This window comes from Sphingomonas changbaiensis NBRC 104936, assembly GCF_000974765.1.
GTDB classification, from domain to species: Bacteria; Pseudomonadota; Alphaproteobacteria; order Sphingomonadales; family Sphingomonadaceae; genus Sphingomonas_B; species Sphingomonas_B changbaiensis.
This window is the reverse complement of the sequence record NZ_BBWU01000016.1, coordinates 156,756-172,672: the sequence shown is the minus strand read 5'-3', so window position 1 is coordinate 172,672 and position 15,917 is coordinate 156,756. Positions and strand designations below refer to the sequence as shown.

Here is a 15,917-nt window from a genome sequence, read left to right as displayed (position 1 = left end):
GCGGACGCTCGGAACCCCCTCACCCGGTCAGCCTGTCGGCTGACTCGACCTCTCCCCGCCGGGGAGAGGTGTCATTCCGGGCAGTTCCTTGCCAGCAGCAATTCTCGGCGGATCGCATCGAGCACGCCAGCGGTGTTTTCCAGCACATCGTTGTTCCAGAAGCGGATCACGCGATAGCCGTAGTTCTCAATCACGGCGGTGCGCGCCGCATCACGCTCGGGCGTGTGCTGGCCCCCGTCGAGCTCGATTGCGAGCCGCGCCGTGCGGCAGGCGAAGTCCGCGACATAGTTGTCGATCTGGAACTGGAAGACGAATTTCTCGCCTTCGAGCCGGCGACCGCGCAAATAGTACCAGAGCCTCTCCTCCGCGTCCGTGCGGTTGGCTCGCAGCTTTCGCGCGACCGGTGTCAGGCGTTTTCGTCCCAACTCAGAACCCCCTCACCCAACCCTCTCCCCAAAGGGGAGAGGGCTTATTCGAGCCATTCCCTCAATGCCCAGACGTACTGATATTACCTCCATCCTCATCATCGGCGCCGGCCCGATCATTATCGGGCAGGCGGCGGAGTTCGATTATTCGGGGACGCAGGCGGCCAAGGCGCTGAAGGCCGAGGGTTACCGGATCGTGCTGGTCAACTCGAACCCGGCGTCGATCATGACCGACCCGGAGTTTGCCGACGCGACCTATATCGAGCCGATCACGCCCGAGATCGTCGCCAAGATCATCGAGAAGGAGCGGCCAGACGCGATCCTGCCGACGATGGGCGGGCAGACGGCGCTGAACACCGCGCTCGCACTGTTCCGCGACGGCACGCTCGACAGGTTCGGCGTGACAATGATCGGCGCGGATGCCGATGCAATCGACAAGGCCGAGGACCGGCTGAAATTCCGCGACGCGATGGACAAGATCGGGCTCGAATCCGCCCGGTCCCGGATCGCGCATACGCTCGACGAGGCGTTCGAGGCGATCGAATATACCGGCCTGCCGGCGATTATCCGGCCGAGCTTCACTTTGGGCGGCACCGGCGGCGGCGTCGCCTATAATCGCGACGAGTTCCGGCAGATCGTGCTGTCCGGCCTCGACGCGTCTCCCACCACCGAAGTGCTGATCGAGGAATCGCTGCTCGGCTGGAAGGAATATGAGATGGAAGTCGTGCGCGACCGCGCCGACAATGCCATCATCATCTGCTCGATCGAGAATGTGGACCCGATGGGCGTCCATACCGGGGACTCGATCACCGTCGCGCCGGCGCTGACGCTGACCGACAAGGAATATCAGATCATGCGCAACGCGAGCATCGCTTGCCTGCGCGAAATCGGTGTCGAAACAGGCGGTTCCAACGTTCAGTTCGCAGTCAATCCGAAGGATGGGCGGCTGGTCGTGATCGAGATGAACCCGCGCGTGTCGCGGTCGTCGGCGCTCGCGTCCAAGGCCACCGGCTTCCCGATCGCCAAGGTCGCGGCGAAGCTGGCGGTCGGCTATACGCTGGACGAGATCGATAACGACATCACCGGGGCAACGCCCGCCAGTTTCGAGCCGACGATCGACTATGTCGTCACCAAAATCCCGCGCTTCGCGTTCGAGAAGTTCAAGGGCAGCGACCCGCACCTCTCGACGATGATGAAGTCGGTCGGCGAAGTGATGGCGATCGGCCGCAACTTCCACGAGAGCCTGCAAAAGGCGCTGCGCGGGCTGGAGACGGGTCTTTCCGGCCTCAACATGGTCGACGAGCTGATCGGCGCGCCCAAGGATGACATCATCGCCGCGCTCTCCCGTCCGACGCCGGACCGGCTGCTGGTCGCGGCGCAGGCGCTGCGCGAAGGGTTGAGCGTCGCCGAGGTCCATGCGGTCGCGAAATATGACCCCTGGTTCCTGGAGCGGCTGGCCGAGATCGTCGCGGCGGAGGAGCAGGTCTGTCGCGAGGGGCTGCCGCGGGACGCCGCCGAGATGCGGCGGCTGAAGGCGATGGGCTTTTCCGACAAAAGGCTGGCCTATCTGGCGCTGCGCTCGGCCAACCTGCAGCCGGGCACGCGGCGCGCGTTCGGCCATAGCTCCGGGCTGATCGGCGAGGCGGTCAAGGCGATGACCGGCGGCGCGACCGAGGAGGATGTGCGCGCGCTCCGTCACAGGCTGGGCGTGCGGCCGGTGTTCAAGCGCATCGATACCTGCGCGGCCGAGTTCGAGGCGAAGACGCCGTATATGTACTCGACCTACGAAGCGCCGTCGTTCGGCGCGCCGGAGGACGAGTCCAATCCGTCGGATCGGAAGAAGGTCGTGATCCTGGGCGGCGGGCCGAACCGGATCGGGCAGGGGATCGAATTCGACTATTGCTGCGTCCATGCCTGCTTTGCGTTGCGCGAGGCCGGGTTCGAGACGATCATGATCAACTGCAATCCGGAGACGGTTTCGACCGACTATGACACGTCGGACCGGCTCTATTTCGAGCCGCTGACCGCGGAGGACGTGCTGGAGATCCTGCACGTCGAGAAGTCGCGCGGCGAGCTGGTCGGCGTGATCGTCCAGTTCGGCGGTCAGACGCCGCTGAAGCTGGCCCAGGCGCTGGAGGATGCGGGCATCCCGATCCTCGGCACCAGCCCCGACGCGATCGACCTGGCCGAGGACCGCGAGCGGTTTGCAAAGCTGGTCAACAAGCTGGGCCTGAAGCAGCCGGACAACGGCATCGCGCGCAGCCGCGACGAAGCGATCGCGGTTGCCAAACGCATCGGCTATCCGGTGCTGATCCGCCCGTCTTATGTTCTAGGCGGCCGGGCGATGGAGATCGTCGACGGCGAAGCGCAGCTGGATGCCTATATCGCGACCGCGGTGCAGGTCTCGGGCGATTCGCCGGTGCTGATCGACCGCTATCTGCGCGACGCGATTGAGGTCGATGTCGACGCGATCGCGGACGGGAGCCAGGTCGTCGTCACCGGCGTGATGCAGCATATCGAGGAAGCGGGCGTCCATTCGGGCGACAGCGCCTGCTCGCTGCCGCCCTACAGCCTGGGCGCGGACATCGTCGCCGAGATCGAGCGCCAGACGGAGGCGCTCGCCCGCGCGCTGAAGGTCGTCGGGCTGATGAACGTGCAGTTCGCGGTGAAAGATGGGCAAGTTTATCTGATCGAAGTCAATCCGCGCGCCAGCCGCACGGTGCCGTTCGTCGCAAAGGCGGTCGGCACGCCGATCGCGAAGCTCGCCGCGCGCGTGATGGCGGGCGAGAAGCTGGCGAACCTGCCGTCGATCAACCGGCCGACCGGGCACATCGCGGTGAAGGAAGCGGTGTTCCCGTTCGCGCGCTTCCCGGGCATCGATCCGATCCTGTCGCCGGAAATGAAATCCACGGGCGAAGTCATGGGAATCGATGACGATTTCGCAACCGCCTTCGCCAAGTCGCAGATCGGCGCGGGGACCAGGCTGCCGCAGGGCGGGTGCCTGTTCGTGTCGGTCAAGGACGGCGACAAGCCGGCCATCGTCGCGCCGGTCAAAGAGCTGGTCGCGCTCGGCTATCAGGTGATCGCAACGGGCGGCACCGCGGACTATCTGGAGGCTGCCGGCGTTCCGCTCGAGCGCGTGAACAAGGTCGCGCAGGGCCGGCCGCATATCGTCGACCGGATCAAGGACGGCGGCGTCGACCTGATCTTCAACACGACCGAGGGTTGGCAGTCGCTGAAGGATTCGGCGAGCATCCGCGCGTCGGCGCTGCACGCGAAGATCCCCTATTTCACGACCGCGGCGGCAAGCGCGGCGGCGGTCAGGGCGATCGAGGCGTTGCGCGCGCGGCCTCTTGAAGTGCGCTCGCTGCAATCTTACTATTCGCAGCCGCACGCCTGACCTCCCCGACAGTCCGATCGAGTGGGTAGGCGGTCCGAACCAGGGCCGCCGGGCGAACCAGTTTTGACGAAGGGTGGATGAATGGCGACCGTCGACAAGATGCCGATGCTGCAAGAGGGCTATGACAAGCTCCAGGCGGATCTGAAGCGTCGCAAGGAAGAACGGCCGCAGATCGTCGATGCCATCGAGGAAGCGCGTGCCCACGGCGACCTCTCGGAAAACGCCGAATATCACGCCGCCAAGGAACGCCAGGGCCAGGTCGAGGCGGAAATCGCCGACCTGGAGAGCAAGCTCAGCCGCGCCCAGATCATCGATCCGACCGAGCTCAGCGGCGACAAGATCGTGTTCGGCGCGACCGTCACGCTGCTCGACGAGGACGACAAGCCGATCCGCTACCAGATCGTCGGCGAGACCGAAGCGGACGCGAAGCGCGGCCGCATTTCCTACAATTCCCCGCTCGGCCGCGCCTTGATCGGCCGCCGCGTGGACGACGAGGTCGAGGTGACGGTGCCCTCGGGCGATCGCTATTACCTCGTCTCGAAGATCGAGTTCGTCTGAGCCAATCTTCCGGAGCAAAGCGTGCCGGAAATGCCTGAAGGCAAGGTGACGCAGGGGATCGCCATCGCAACGGTGGTGGCGTTTCTTGTGCTGTGGCTCGGCGGCTGGCTGGACACGGCGTCGGTGCTGGGCGGGTTCATCCCGGCCCGCGTGTCGCAGCTGGTGCAGGTGCCGGGGGCAGTGCCGATCTGGCTGACGCCGCTCAGCGCGACCCTGGTCCATGCCGGGGCGCTGCACATCGGCCTGAACCTGGTGATGTTCCTGTTCGTCGGCCGCTTCGTCGAAGGCGTGATCGGCGGCGGGCCGAGCCTGGTGCTCTATCTGGTCGGCGCCTATGCGGCGGCGCTTGGCCAATATGCGGCCGGACCAGGGTCAGCGGTGCCGATGGTCGGGGCCAGCGGCGCGATTTCCGCCACCTTCGGGGCCTATGCCGTGTTCTTCAGCCGCAGCCGGGCACGGGCGATCGGCCCGATCTCGCCCTTCGTGGTGCGCGTGGTGTGGTTGGCGGCGGGGTGGATCTTCGTCCAGACGCTGATCGGCCTCGCATCCGTCGGCGGCGTCCAGGTTGCGATCGCCGCGCACATTGGCGGCTTCATCGCGGGACTGGCGCTCGCCCGGCCGCTGCTGCTGTGGCGCTATCGCGGCGCCTGATAGAGCGCGACCACCTCTGCCGCCCGCCGCGCCAGTTCCTCGCGCAATCCGCCCGGCTCGATCACTTCGACACCGGCGCCCAGCCCGAGCAGCAGCGCGGCGGCATGCGGCACCGATTCGATCGCGACGCGGGCCGTCCGGCGTCCCGCGCTGTCCGGCTCGGCCGCGCGCAGCGGTGCAGCCATGTCAGCGCCGAGCCGGTCGACCAATGACATCGCCTCCGGCGCGATCCGGATCGTCGCCGTCGCTCGCCTGAGGCTCTGCCGGAAATCGTCGGTCAGCTCTTTCCAGACGCGCGGCAGATCGCAATCGGGGCGGTGGAAGCGTTGGTCGAGGATTGTCGCTTCGAGAATGGCAGCAACGCGGAAGATCAGCGTGCGCTTGCCCGAGCGGGCGACCAGATACCATTCGCCCGCCTTCAGCACGAGGCCGAGCGGATCGACCGTGCGGCGGCTGGTCTTGCTCCAGCTTTCATAGAGCATCTCGATCCGGCGCCCTTCCCAGACGGCCGCGGCGACGGTGCGCAGGTGCTGCGGCGGCTGCGGCTCGCGGTACCATTCGGCCGCGTCGAGATGGAAGCGATCGGCAATGCGGCCGGCGAGCGCACTCGTCTCGCCCGGCAGCGCGGCAAGCAGCTTCAGCCGCGCAAGCGCGGCCGGCTCGGCAAGGCCCAGATCGGCCGCGGCGGCAGGCAGGCCCGCCAGCATCAGCGCCTCGCTTTCCGTGTCGCTGAGGCCGGTCAGCCGCGTGCGATAGCCGGCATGAAGGCCGAAGCCGCCGCCCGGTCCGCGGTCCGCAATCACCGGCACGCCGGCTGCGCTGAGCGCATCGACGTCGCGATAGATGGTGCGGAGCGAGACCTCGAATTGCTCGGCCAACTGCGTCGCGGTGGCGCGGCCGCGCAATTGGAGGGTGAGCAGGATCGACAGCAGGCGACTGGAACGCATGGCGCGATCTTGATCCCACATAGCTGACAGAAGGTGTCAGCTATGTCGGCTTATGTGACCCTGCATGAGCGATCAAACCGATTCGCCGCAAAGCAGCGGCCGCGCCGACGATTTCGATTTCCTGTTCGGCCCCTGGTGGGTCGCGCATCGCAAGCTCCGCCATCGCCTGGCCGGCAGCACCGACTGGATCGCGTTCGACGGGCGCTGTGAGGTGCGGCCGCTGCTCGGCGGGGCCGCGAACCTGGACGAGAATTGGCTCGACGACCCGAGCGGCGCGTATCGCGCGCTGACCATCCGGTTGTTCGATCGGCACGCGGCGCGCTGGTCGATCCGCTGGGTCGACGCGCGCGTCATGCACATGGAACCCCCGGTGGTGGGCGGCTTCGACGGCGATGAAGGCGTCTTTCTGGGCCGGGACGAATGGGCGGGGCGGCCGATCCTCGTCCGCTTCATCTGGCGCAGGCTGGGTCCGGGCCGGGCTCATTGGGAACAGGCTTTTTCCGACGACGAGGGGCAGGCATGGGAAGCGAACTGGACGATGGATTTCACGCGGGCGGCATGATGGACAGGCGAACCCTGATCGGAGCGGCCGTCACCGGCGCGGCGGTCGCCGCATCGCGGGCGCGGGCCGGCCCCGCCGGCGAGCAGATCGTCGAGCTGCGGCAATACACGCTCCACAAAGGCGGGCGCGACACGCTGATCGGCCTGTTCGAACAGCATTTCATCGAGCCGCAGGACGAACTCGGCGCGCAGGTGCTGGGCACGTTTCGCGACCTGGGCGACCCAGACCGCTTCGTCTGGATGCGCGGTTTCGACAGCATGGAGCGCCGGCAACAGGCGCTCGCGGCCTTCTATGGCGGCCCGGTCTGGCTGCGCTATCGCGGCGAAGCCAATCCGACGATGCTCGATTCGGACAATGTGCTGCTGCTGAAACTGAAGCGCGGGTCCGTGCCCGGGCGCCACGGCGCGGCGGCGATGCGGCTGACGATCCGTTACCTGGGCAGCGCCGACCCCGAGGCGTTCCTGTCGTTCTTCGACGGCCACATGCGGCCGCTTTACGAGAGCGCAGGCGCGCCGGTGCAGGCGGTGCTCACATCGGCTGCGGAAGCGAACAATTTTCCGCGCCTGCCGATCCGCGAACGAGAGCGCGTGCTGGTCTGGCTGACGCGCTTCGCCGGCGCCGGCGACGAGGAAAGGTTCGACAGCGCGATGCGACAGGCAAGCGGCTGGCGCGACCAGGCCCCGGAAGCGCTGCTCCCCGCCTTCATGCGCAAGCCGGAGGTGATCAGGCTGGCGCCAACCGCCCGATCGCCGGCCGCCTAGACGTCCCGGCTTACCCGCGACGTGGCGGTGCCGGGCTGCATCCTGGCTGCCGGGACCGCTGGACTGCTCGCCATCCGGAGCCAGTGATCGGATCGTTCAGTCATCGAAGGCCAGTTTCAGCCCCATGTGGACACTCGCGGTCGCGGCCTCCTGGCGGCCGGAATCGACCTCTTGCGGACGCTACGTGCACGCTAGATAAGCTCGCAATGGCCGCGCTTCATACCAAGCTCGAAGAATGTGCATCTTCGATTGCTCGCGTGTGCGGCCTGCTCATTCTAGCAGGACTGTGCTCAACATGCGCAGGGGAGCGCGTAAGTCCTAAAGACGACCTGATTGTTGGCCACTTCGGGCGACTTCCGAAGTGCCAAGATCTCATAAACGCGCGGCTCGGAGCCGTGCAGACAGGGTGGATTCGAGTCCGCGTATATGAGTTCCTGAACAGCTATGCCGAGTTCGAACCGGGATGTGCTCCGCTGCCGTTTTCCGCGGACGGAAAACAGGCCGCGGCGGTATACGAGGCGCTGCGATCAAATCTGATCAACAAGGACAAAGAGCATCAATTGCTGCGGATGCGCGTCGAATTCAGCCTGAAACAATATGACGCCCGTTTTTCAGATGGCGTCGAACCCGGCGTTAGCGTTCAGCGCATCCTCGAAGTGCGGCCGTTATCCGCGCCTCAAGGTCACACAGTCGGACCGCGACCGATCCAACGCTAGGCTATCCAAACTTCTCTGGGCTGAAAATCCTAGCGTCCGATTTCCACCCTTTGCAGACCTTCACGGTTACGACGTGCCTTGAAGGAGGTAGGTGGCGATCCATGCTCCCTCTCTCCATTCTAGTAGATAGGTAGCCGAATGCCGCCAGTCAGGCGTCGGGTTCCAGCAGGCGGTGGAGGTGGACGACCACGTATTTCATCTCCGCGTCGTCGACTGTGCGTTGGGCGGCGCCGCGCCAGGCGGTTTCGGCGCTCTTATAGTCGGGATAGATGCCGACGATGTCGATGTTCTTCAGGTCGACGAATTCCAGGCCGCGCGGATCCTTCACGCGGCCACCGAACACCAGGTGCATTTTGCTCATGGCCGCGGGCCGTAGCGGCAGGGTGGCGAAGCGGCAAGATCAGGCAGAGTGGGAGTCGTCGTTGGCTCCAGAATCGATGCCGGCTGGGCTGAGCTTGTCGAAGCCCTTCTTTCCTTTTTTTGTACCGAACACGGAAGAAGAGAGGCCTTCGACAGGCTCAGGCAAGCCGGCATTGTAAGCCCCGGCTTGTGCTAACTCTAAACTCCCTCAGGCCTCCTGCTTGCCCTTGACGGTGGACGCGGCCGCATTTCCCGCGGCCGAGCCGGCGGCGCTGACTGCATCCATCGCCTTGTCGACGATCGCTTCCATCGGAGACTTGTTTTCCGCCAGAATGCCGAGTTCCTGCTTGCCGGCGTCGCGGGCAGCCTTGGCGGCTTCGGCGGCGGCCTGGCCGATCTTGCTGCCGACCGGACCAAGGATCTCGGTTTCCCGATCCGTGCGTGGAAGCAGCGCGCCGGCAACCGCCCCGACCACGACGCCCGCGGCGAGCGCCGCGAGCGGCGCGCCGTCGATGCCGCTGCCGATCCTGTCGCCCGCTTCGGACGCGCGGCCGCGCAGCCCGCTGCCATAGCCGGTGCTCTGATTGCCCTGGTTGCTCTGATTGCGGCTCGCCATCGTCATGCTCCTTGTTCTGCCGGGGCCTTGGGGCGGGCCCGGATCGGTTCGGTCGGAAGCGGAGCAGGGGCGCGCGCTTCCTCATAAGGTTGGGTTGCGGGGGTTTCGTCGGTGCCGCGGCCGAACAGCGCGTTCAGGCCGCGTCCGATCGGTTTGCGGAACAGATAGACGAGGATCGGCACCGTGATCGCGGCAACGGTCGAGGGGTGCGTCGCTGCCTGGACTGCGCCTTCCTTGGCCGCGGCCTTGACACCGTCGGCCTTCTCCTTGGCCTTTTCCTTGACGTCGTGAGCGATCGTTTTCGGGCTCAGCCGATGCTGCAGTTCGTGCAGCGTCGCCATGAACTTGTCGCGCGCGTCAGCGGCGTCGCTGGCCTTGGCCTGCACTTCGGCTTTGCTCATCGCCGCGCCTCCAGCACCTGCTTGTAGGCGAGGTAGCCGAGCCCGCCGGCGATCACGAGCGTGACCAGCACGACGATCAATGTCGCGGCGAGCGGGCCGACCAGGGTTTCGAGCGCCAGGATCAGCCCGACCAGCAGCGCGGTGACGGCGGAGAGCGCAAGCGTGACGGCAATGCCGCCATAGATCGCCGCCATCTTGACCGGCTGCGCCTTGTCGGCGGCCTTGGCCTTGTACAGCTCGACTTCGGCGCGCGCATAGCGTTTGCCGTCATCGACGAGTTGGCTGAACAGCTGCCCGATCGGCACGTCCCCGTTCATGGCGCCCTCACGCCGGGAAGGTTGGCGTGATCGGCGAATCCTCATTGGCGGCCTGGCTCGTGGCCGGCGCGCCGACCGGTCCGGACGGCGCCGCCGAACCGGAGCGTCCTGCCCCGGTATTGGTATCGGAGCTACCGCCGCTGCCACCGCTGCTGCCGCCCGCTTCGTAGCTGGCACCGGCCTTGGCGAGGCGGGCGAGCACGAAGCCGAGACCGACCGCAGCGCCGATCGCGACCGCCGGGCTCTTGCGCACCAGCCCGCGGACATCCTCGACCAGCTCGTCGATGTCCTTGCCGCGCAGCTGGTCCGCAAAGGTCGACACGCTTTCCGCGGCCGAGAAGCCGTAGCGGCCATATTGCGGACCGAGCTTTTCGTCGACGGTGCGGGCGGTGTCCTGCAGGAACTTCGCCGCGTCGTCGAGCGCATCGGTCGCGCGGGTCACGCCCTGGCCGGCATAGTCGCGGGCCTTGTCGCTCGCCTGGCTTTTGAACGAAGCGAATTGGCTCTTGAACTTGTCCGCGGTGGTTTCGCTACCCTGGCGCGTCTCGCCGTCGTTCGCCTGGCTCACATCGGTCATCGCGCATCCCTTTCGAAACAGACTTTACTCGCCACCAGAACAATCGCTCCGCGGGCGTGGTTCCACCGATCGGGGCCGTCGATTGCGTTCCGGCGTGGGCGCCGATAGGGGCGGCTCCGATCCCGAAACGATGTAGGAAGACCGTTTCATGACCGCAATCATCGATATTCACGCCCGCCAGATACTCGACAGCCGGGGCAACCCGACCGTGGAGGTCGATGTCAGCCTGGAGGATGGCAGCTTTGGCCGCGCGGCGGTGCCGTCGGGCGCGTCGACAGGCGCGTTCGAGGCGGTCGAAAAGCGCGACGGCGACCCGAAGCGCTGGCTTGGCAAGGGCGTCGAGGACGCGGTGCGTGCGGTGAACGGTGAGATTGCGGAGAACGTCCTCGGGCTCGAGGCCGAGGACCAGGCCGATATCGATGCGCAGATGATCGCGCTCGATGGCACCGAGAATAAGTCGCGGCTTGGCGCCAACGCGATCCTGGGCGTCAGCCTTGCGGTCGCCAAGGCGGCGGCGGAAGCGAGCGGGCTGCCGCTCTATCGCTATGTCGGCGGCGTTTCGGCGCAGCTGCTGCCGGTGCCGATGATGAACATCGTCAATGGCGGCGCGCATGCCGACAATCCGATCGACTTCCAGGAATTCATGATCATGCCGGTCGGCGCCGAGAGTATCGCCGAGGCAGTGCGCTGGGGGTCGGAGATTTTCCATACACTGAAGAAGGGGCTGCACGAGCGTGGCCTTGCAACGGCGGTGGGCGACGAAGGCGGGTTCGCGCCGAACCTCGCATCGCCCGCGGACGCGCTCGATTTCATCATGCGCTCGATCGAGCAGGCCGGGTACCGGCCCGGCGAGGACGTTGTGCTTGCGCTCGATTGCGCCGCGACCGAGTTCTACAAGGGCGGCCAATATGTGCTGGAAGGCGAGGGGCGGACGCTCTCGCCCGATCAAATGGTCGATTATCTGGCGGAGCTGTGCGGCCGCTATCCGATCCGCTCGATCGAGGACGGCATGGCCGAGGACGATTATGCCGGCTGGAAGGCGCTGACCGATCGGCTGGGCGCGAAGGTCCAGCTGGTCGGCGACGATCTGTTCGTCACCAACCCGAAGCGGCTGGCGGACGGGATCAAGCAGGGCCTCGCCAACTCGCTGCTGGTCAAGGTCAACCAGATCGGCACCTTGTCCGAAACGCTGGAGGCGGTCTCGACCGCGCAGCGCGCCGGCTACACCGCCGTCATGTCCCACCGTTCGGGCGAGACCGAGGACGCAACGATCGCCGACCTTGCGGTCGCGACGAACTGCGGCCAGATCAAGACCGGCAGCCTCGCCCGCTCCGACCGCCTCGCCAAGTACAACCAGCTGATCCGGATCGAGGAGCAGCTGGGTCCGCAGGCACGCTATGCGGGGAAGAACGTATTCCGGGTTTGACGTTGTTTCTCGATAACGTATATCGTTATGTACGTTATGGAGGTGACGCGTGAACCTGGACGAGTTCAAACACAGTCGAGCCGGTAAAGTCGTGCAAGGACTGTTCGCCGATGGCGCAGTCCTCGCCGAAATGCTGCGCGAGCCCAACCGCAGACCGCCGGTACAGGCGCTCCAGCGGCGCTTGCGGGCAGCCGGTGTGGAGCTTTCCAACCCCGAACGTCAGCACCTCGGTCGTTGGACGGCAGAGGTGCTCAGCCGTTACGGCTTGCGTCCGATCCCGGGCCGTCACGGCGCAAAGCGGGCGCCGGTGACGCAAGCCGGGCCGCTGACCTCTGGTGCGCTTTACGAACCTATTCGAGATCTGACCGCCGCCGAACGATGGGAGAAGGCGCGGCAGATTCTCGCGCCGTGCCTGGGCAAGATGGGAACCGTCGACGACTTCATCCGCGAGAAGCGCGCCGAAGCCGGGCGCGAAGATTGAAGTATCTGCTCGACGCATCGGCTGTGCTGGCCGCCTTGAAACGAGAGAGTGGGTGGGAGCGGGTGATCTCCATGACACCGGAGGCGGCGATCGGCGCTGCCAATCTGGCGGAAGTTGTTGCCCGATTGTCGGAGGTATCCGATTCGCCTGCCGCCATCGTCGAGGCCTTCGCTACATTGGCCATCACGGTTCTTCCTGTTGAGGAAACTGACGGCATCGCGGCGGGGCTGCTTCGGAAGCCGACAAGGCATCTGGGTCTGTCATTGGGCGATCGGTTGTGTTTGGCCATGGCAGGCCGTCTCGGCGTCACGGCCGTTGCTGCGGATCGCGCCTTCGCTCCGGCCAGTGTGCCAGCGAATGTCGAAGTCGAACTGATCCGGTGAATAACCGCGAAAAACGAGTTGATCCTGCGACTCCGCTGTGATTCAAGGGAGTTGATGGGGAAGCATCGGACAGTCTGGGATTTGGTGAAGCGTGCGGCGGGACCGGCGGTCGCGTTGCTCGTGATCGCCTTCTTCGGCGGCTATGCGCTGGCCGGGCCCAATGGCGTGATCGCCTGGGGCGATTACCGCCACCAGCTCGACAAGAAGCAGGCGGAGCTGTCGAAACTCGAAGCGCAGAAGAAGGTGATCGCCAACCGCGTCGCGCTGCTCGATCCGCGCAAGGCCAATCCCGACCTGGCCGACGAGCTGATCCGCGAACGCCTCGGCTATGCCCATCCGGACGAGATCATCATCCCGATGGACCAGGCCGACCCGGTCAGGTAAGTTCATCCCCCTCACGGCAGGGGGTGAGGCCATGACTCTCGACAATGCCAGGCCGGTTGCGTTCGTGAGCGTGCGTAACCGCGACGAAGGCCGCGCCTTTTACGAAGGCGTGCTGGGCCTGAAGCACAAGAGCCGCGACGATTTCGGCGATTTCTACGCGTTCGGCGACGGTTTGCTCCGGATGACGCCGATGCCGGATTTCCAGCCGCACGCGCATCCGGTGCTCGGCTGGGATGTGCCCGACATCGCTTCCGCAGTGCGCGCCTTGAACGAGAAGGGAATCACATTCTCGATCTATGACGGCATGGGGCAGGACGAGCTCGGAATCTGGAGCGCTCCGGACGGCAAGGCAAAGGTCGCGTGGTTCGCCGATCCGTTCGGAAATCTGTTGAGTCTCTCGCAGACCTAGCATCGGTTGCGAAGCCTGGCGTCCCGCGCTTATAGGCGGCGCAATCCTCACCCAAGAAGGGGTAATCACCTTGGCCCGTGCCGCAAAGCCGAAGGCGTCCGACAGTGCGCCGCCCGCAACGCCGAACCGCGAACGTCCGCCCGAGCCGCAGCGCTACAAGGCGAGCAAGGACGAGCTGCTGGAACTTTACCGGCAGATGCTGCTGATCCGCCGTTTCGAGGAAAAGGCGGGGCAGCTCTATGGGCTCGGCCTGATCGGCGGTTTCTGCCACCTGTATATCGGCCAGGAAGCGGTCGCCGTGGGCTTGCAATCCGCGCTGACCGGCGGCCTCGACAGCGTCATCACCGGCTATCGCGATCATGGCCACATGCTGGCCTATGGCATTGATCCGAAGGTGATCATGGCCGAGCTGACCGGGCGCGAGGCCGGCATCAGCCACGGCAAGGGCGGATCGATGCACATGTTCTCGGTCGATCACCGCTTTTATGGCGGTCACGGCATCGTCGGTGCGCAGGTGAGTCTCGGCACCGGCCTCGCGTTCAAGCACAAATATGCCGAAGACGGTGGACTGTGCATGGCCTATTTCGGCGACGGCGCCGCGAACCAGGGCCAGGTCTACGAGAGCTTCAACATGGCGGAGCTCTGGAAGCTGCCGATCATCTTCGTGATCGAGAACAACCAGTATGCGATGGGCACCAGCGTCAACCGCTCCTCGGCGGAGGACCAGCTGTATCGCCGCGGCGAGAGCTTCCGCATTCCCGGCATCCAGGTTGACGGCATGGACGTGCTCGCCTGCCGCGGCGCCGGCGAGACGGCCGCCGAATGGGTGCGCAGCGGCAAGGGGCCGGTGATCCTGGAGATGAAGACATACCGCTATCGCGGCCATTCCATGTCCGACCCTGCCAAGTATCGCAGCCGCGACGAAGTCCAGGCCGTGCGGGAGAAGTCGGACCCGATCGACCATGCCGCGCGCGAGCTCGAGAAGATGGGCGTCACCGAAGCGGCCTTGAAGGACATCGACAAGGACATAAGGCGCATCGTCAGCGAGGCGGCCGATTTCGCCGAGAGCTCGCCTGAGCCACCGCTCGACGAGCTTTATACCGACGTGCTGGTGGAAACCTACTGATGGCGATCGAACTCAAAATGCCGGCCCTCTCCCCGACCATGGAGGAAGGCACGCTCGCCAAGTGGCTGGTGAAGGCCGGCGACATCGTCAAATCGGGCGACATCCTCGCCGAAATCGAGACCGACAAGGCGACGATGGAATTCGAGGCCGTCGACGAAGGCACGATCGCCGAAATCCTGGTGCCGGAAGGCACCGACGGCGTGAAGGTCGGCACGGTGATTGCAACCATCGCGGGCGAGGGCGAGGCGACGACGCCCGCTCCGGCCAAGGCAGGCGCGCAGGAGCCGGCCGACCAGAAGACGGAACCCACGCCGGAGCCGCACAAGGTCGAGACCGGTGCGCGCAAGCTGTTCGAAGCGGCGACGCACGACGCGACCGTCGGCGAGGCCGAGGTGCCCGAAGGCACCGAGATGGTCCGCACGACCGTCCGCGAGGCGCTGCGCGACGCGATGGCGGAGGAGATGCGCAAGGACGAGCGCGTCTTCGTGATGGGCGAGGAAGTCGCCGAATATCAGGGCGCCTATAAGGTCACGCAAGGGTTGCTCGACGAGTTCGGGCCGAAGCGCGTGATCGACACGCCGATCACCGAATACGGCTTTGCCGGTGTGGGCACCGGCGCGGCGATGGGCGGGTTGCGCCCGATCGTCGAGTTCATGACGTTCAACTTCGCGATGCAGGCGATCGATCACATCATCAACTCGGCCGCTAAGACCAACTATATGTCCGGCGGCCAGATGCGCTGCCCGATCGTGTTCCGCGGACCGAACGGCGCCGCCTCGCGCGTCGCGGCGCAGCACAGCCAGAATTACGGTCCCTGGTATGCCAGCGTGCCGGGCCTGATCGTGATCTCGCCCTATGATGCGGCCGATGCGAAGGGGTTGCTGAAGGCGGCGATCCGGAGCGAAGACCCGGTCGTGTTCCTGGAAAACGAGCTGCTTTATGGCCGCAGCTTCGACGTGCCGAAGCTCGACGATTTCGTGCTGCCGATCGGCAAGGCGCGGATCATGAAGCCGGGCAAGGACGTGACCCTGGTCAGCTATTCGATCGGCGTCGGCGTCGCGCTGGAGGCCGCAGAGCAGCTGGCGGGCGAGGGGATCGATGCGGAAGTGATCGATCTCCGCACGCTGCGTCCGCTGGACACGGCAACCGTGCTGAAGAGTCTCGCCAAGACCAACCGGATCGTCGTGGTCGAGGAAGGCTGGCCGACCTGCTCGATCTCCAGCGAGATCGCGGCGGTGGCGATGGAGCAGGGCTTCGACGATCTCGACGCCCCGGTGCTGCGCGTGACCAATGCCGACGTGCCGCTGCCCTATGCGGCGAACCTGGAGAAGGCGGCGCTGATCGATACCGCGCGGGTAGTCGAGGCAGTGAAGAAGGTCTGCTACCGCTGAGCTAGACCCGCCTCGACCCGAGCTCG

At 65.7% G+C, this 15,917-nt stretch carries 20 protein-coding genes; 13 read left to right on the top strand and 7 right to left on the bottom strand.

What is annotated here, in order from left to right; genetic code table 11:
* Positions 1-71: 71 nt before the first annotated feature.
* Complete coding sequence (locus SCH01S_RS04010; RefSeq protein WP_245612150.1) at positions 72-425, bottom strand: endonuclease domain-containing protein; 354 nt, start codon at positions 423-425, stop codon at positions 72-74.
* A 64-nt stretch (positions 426-489) separates the two neighbouring features.
* Between SCH01S_RS04010 and carB the strand changes: the two genes are divergently transcribed.
* The 3 genes from carB (at position 490) to SCH01S_RS03995 (ending at position 5,034) form a co-directional block, all read left to right on the top strand.
* Positions 490-3,825, top strand: coding sequence for a carbamoyl-phosphate synthase large subunit (gene carB, locus SCH01S_RS04005; RefSeq protein ID WP_046347471.1), 3,336 nt, complete (start codon positions 490-492; stop codon positions 3,823-3,825).
* A gap of 81 nt (positions 3,826-3,906) precedes the next feature.
* Positions 3,907-4,383, top strand: coding sequence for a transcription elongation factor GreA (gene greA, locus SCH01S_RS04000; protein ID WP_046347470.1), 477 nt, complete (start codon positions 3,907-3,909; stop codon positions 4,381-4,383).
* 30 nt (positions 4,384-4,413) lie between these two features.
* Positions 4,414-5,034: a rhomboid family intramembrane serine protease gene (locus SCH01S_RS03995; RefSeq protein ID WP_046347498.1), complete on the top strand. Its 621-nt coding sequence runs from the start codon at positions 4,414-4,416 to the stop codon at positions 5,032-5,034.
* Here SCH01S_RS03995 and SCH01S_RS03990 read toward each other — a convergent pair.
* Positions 5,019-5,981: a helix-turn-helix transcriptional regulator gene (locus SCH01S_RS03990; protein ID WP_046347469.1), complete on the bottom strand. Its 963-nt coding sequence runs from the start codon at positions 5,979-5,981 to the stop codon at positions 5,019-5,021. The genes SCH01S_RS03995 and SCH01S_RS03990 overlap by 16 nt on opposite strands.
* Positions 5,982-6,045: 64 nt before the next feature.
* Between SCH01S_RS03990 and SCH01S_RS03985 the strand changes: the two genes are divergently transcribed.
* The 3 genes from SCH01S_RS03985 to SCH01S_RS16310 all read left to right on the top strand — a co-directional run bounded on the left by SCH01S_RS03985 (position 6,046) and on the right by SCH01S_RS16310 (position 8,020).
* The gene (locus SCH01S_RS03985; RefSeq protein WP_046347468.1) at positions 6,046-6,543 is read left to right on the top strand and encodes a hypothetical protein; all 498 of its coding nucleotides are present in this window, start codon (positions 6,046-6,048) and stop codon (positions 6,541-6,543) included.
* Positions 6,501-7,304: an NIPSNAP family protein gene (locus SCH01S_RS03980; protein ID WP_217995405.1), complete on the top strand. Its 804-nt coding sequence runs from the start codon at positions 6,501-6,503 to the stop codon at positions 7,302-7,304. The genes SCH01S_RS03985 and SCH01S_RS03980 overlap by 43 nt, the downstream gene beginning before the upstream one ends.
* A 206-nt stretch (positions 7,305-7,510) precedes the next feature.
* On the top strand, positions 7,511-8,020 hold the full coding sequence (locus SCH01S_RS16310; protein WP_157032788.1) for a hypothetical protein: 510 nt from the start codon (positions 7,511-7,513) through the stop codon (positions 8,018-8,020).
* Between the two features lie 148 nt (positions 8,021-8,168).
* Here the strand turns inward: SCH01S_RS16310 and SCH01S_RS03970 are convergent, their stop codons facing one another.
* From SCH01S_RS03970 to SCH01S_RS03950, 5 genes are all read right to left on the bottom strand, one after another.
* Positions 8,169-8,381, bottom strand: coding sequence for a DUF4170 domain-containing protein (locus SCH01S_RS03970; RefSeq protein WP_046347466.1), 213 nt, complete (start codon positions 8,379-8,381; stop codon positions 8,169-8,171).
* A 207-nt stretch (positions 8,382-8,588) separates the two neighbouring features.
* The gene (locus SCH01S_RS03965) at positions 8,589-8,996 is read right to left on the bottom strand and encodes a hypothetical protein (protein ID WP_157032787.1); all 408 of its coding nucleotides are present in this window, start codon (positions 8,994-8,996) and stop codon (positions 8,589-8,591) included.
* A gap of 2 nt (positions 8,997-8,998) precedes the next feature.
* Positions 8,999-9,397, bottom strand: a complete 399-nt coding sequence (locus SCH01S_RS03960) for a DUF3618 domain-containing protein (protein WP_046347465.1) — start codon at positions 9,395-9,397, stop codon at positions 8,999-9,001.
* A complete protein-coding gene (locus SCH01S_RS03955; protein WP_046347464.1) occupies positions 9,394-9,714 on the bottom strand; it encodes a phage holin family protein in 321 nt (106 codons plus the stop codon). The genes SCH01S_RS03960 and SCH01S_RS03955 overlap by 4 nt, the downstream gene beginning before the upstream one ends.
* 7 nt (positions 9,715-9,721) lie before the next feature.
* Complete coding sequence (locus tag SCH01S_RS03950) at positions 9,722-10,291, bottom strand: hypothetical protein (protein ID WP_052733758.1); 570 nt, start codon at positions 10,289-10,291, stop codon at positions 9,722-9,724.
* Positions 10,292-10,439: 148 nt separating this feature from the next.
* On the opposite strand from SCH01S_RS03950, the gene eno reads away from it, so the two are divergent.
* The 7 genes from eno to SCH01S_RS03915 all read left to right on the top strand — a co-directional run bounded on the left by eno (position 10,440) and on the right by SCH01S_RS03915 (position 15,891).
* Entirely contained in the window at positions 10,440-11,717 is a 1,278-nt protein-coding gene (eno, locus tag SCH01S_RS03945; protein ID WP_046347463.1) for a phosphopyruvate hydratase, read from the top strand.
* Positions 11,718-11,766: 49 nt separating this feature from the next.
* On the top strand, positions 11,767-12,198 hold the full coding sequence (locus SCH01S_RS03940; RefSeq protein WP_157032786.1) for a hypothetical protein: 432 nt from the start codon (positions 11,767-11,769) through the stop codon (positions 12,196-12,198).
* Positions 12,195-12,581 carry a type II toxin-antitoxin system VapC family toxin gene (locus SCH01S_RS03935; RefSeq protein WP_046347461.1) on the top strand — a complete coding sequence of 129 codons (387 nt, stop codon included), beginning with the start codon at positions 12,195-12,197 and terminating at the stop codon, positions 12,579-12,581. Before SCH01S_RS03940 ends, SCH01S_RS03935 begins: the two co-directional genes overlap by 4 nt.
* A 54-nt stretch (positions 12,582-12,635) precedes the next feature.
* Positions 12,636-12,965, top strand: coding sequence for an FtsB family cell division protein (locus SCH01S_RS03930; RefSeq protein ID WP_046347460.1), 330 nt, complete (start codon positions 12,636-12,638; stop codon positions 12,963-12,965).
* A gap of 31 nt (positions 12,966-12,996) precedes the next feature.
* Complete coding sequence (locus SCH01S_RS03925) at positions 12,997-13,374, top strand: VOC family protein (protein WP_046347459.1); 378 nt, start codon at positions 12,997-12,999, stop codon at positions 13,372-13,374.
* 70 nt (positions 13,375-13,444) lie between these two features.
* Positions 13,445-14,500, top strand: coding sequence for a pyruvate dehydrogenase (acetyl-transferring) E1 component subunit alpha (pdhA, locus tag SCH01S_RS03920; RefSeq protein ID WP_046347458.1), 1,056 nt, complete (start codon positions 13,445-13,447; stop codon positions 14,498-14,500).
* Complete coding sequence (locus tag SCH01S_RS03915) at positions 14,500-15,891, top strand: pyruvate dehydrogenase complex E1 component subunit beta (RefSeq protein WP_046347457.1); 1,392 nt, start codon at positions 14,500-14,502, stop codon at positions 15,889-15,891. Before pdhA ends, SCH01S_RS03915 begins: the two co-directional genes overlap by 1 nt.
* The last annotated feature ends 26 nt before the right edge of the window (positions 15,892-15,917 follow it).

Bases quoted from the DNA above. Each gene is read 5' to 3' on its own strand.
- SCH01S_RS03925 (WP_046347459.1), top strand. From the start codon at position 12,997: ATGACTCTCGACAATGCCAGGCCGGTTGCGTTCGTGAGCGTGCGTAAC.
- SCH01S_RS03980 (WP_217995405.1), top strand. From the start codon at position 6,501: ATGGGAAGCGAACTGGACGATGGATTTCACGCGGGCGGCATGATGGAC.
- SCH01S_RS03965 (WP_157032787.1), bottom strand. From the start codon at position 8,996: ATGGCGAGCCGCAATCAGAGCAACCAGGGCAATCAGAGCACCGGCTAT.
- eno (WP_046347463.1), top strand. From the start codon at position 10,440: ATGACCGCAATCATCGATATTCACGCCCGCCAGATACTCGACAGCCGG.
- SCH01S_RS03970 (WP_046347466.1), bottom strand. From the start codon at position 8,381: ATGAGCAAAATGCACCTGGTGTTCGGTGGCCGCGTGAAGGATCCGCGC.
- SCH01S_RS03950 (WP_052733758.1), bottom strand. From the start codon at position 10,291: ATGACCGATGTGAGCCAGGCGAACGACGGCGAGACGCGCCAGGGTAGC.
- SCH01S_RS03995 (WP_046347498.1), top strand. From the start codon at position 4,414: ATGCCTGAAGGCAAGGTGACGCAGGGGATCGCCATCGCAACGGTGGTG.
- SCH01S_RS03955 (WP_046347464.1), bottom strand. From the start codon at position 9,714: ATGAACGGGGACGTGCCGATCGGGCAGCTGTTCAGCCAACTCGTCGAT.
- SCH01S_RS03990 (WP_046347469.1), bottom strand. From the start codon at position 5,981: ATGCGTTCCAGTCGCCTGCTGTCGATCCTGCTCACCCTCCAATTGCGC.
- carB (WP_046347471.1), top strand. From the start codon at position 490: ATGCCCAGACGTACTGATATTACCTCCATCCTCATCATCGGCGCCGGC.
- SCH01S_RS16310 (WP_157032788.1), top strand. From the start codon at position 7,511: ATGGCCGCGCTTCATACCAAGCTCGAAGAATGTGCATCTTCGATTGCT.
- SCH01S_RS03960 (WP_046347465.1), bottom strand. From the start codon at position 9,397: ATGAGCAAAGCCGAAGTGCAGGCCAAGGCCAGCGACGCCGCTGACGCG.
- SCH01S_RS03985 (WP_046347468.1), top strand. From the start codon at position 6,046: ATGAGCGATCAAACCGATTCGCCGCAAAGCAGCGGCCGCGCCGACGAT.
- greA (WP_046347470.1), top strand. From the start codon at position 3,907: ATGGCGACCGTCGACAAGATGCCGATGCTGCAAGAGGGCTATGACAAG.
- SCH01S_RS03930 (WP_046347460.1), top strand. From the start codon at position 12,636: ATGGGGAAGCATCGGACAGTCTGGGATTTGGTGAAGCGTGCGGCGGGA.
- SCH01S_RS03915 (WP_046347457.1), top strand. From the start codon at position 14,500: ATGGCGATCGAACTCAAAATGCCGGCCCTCTCCCCGACCATGGAGGAA.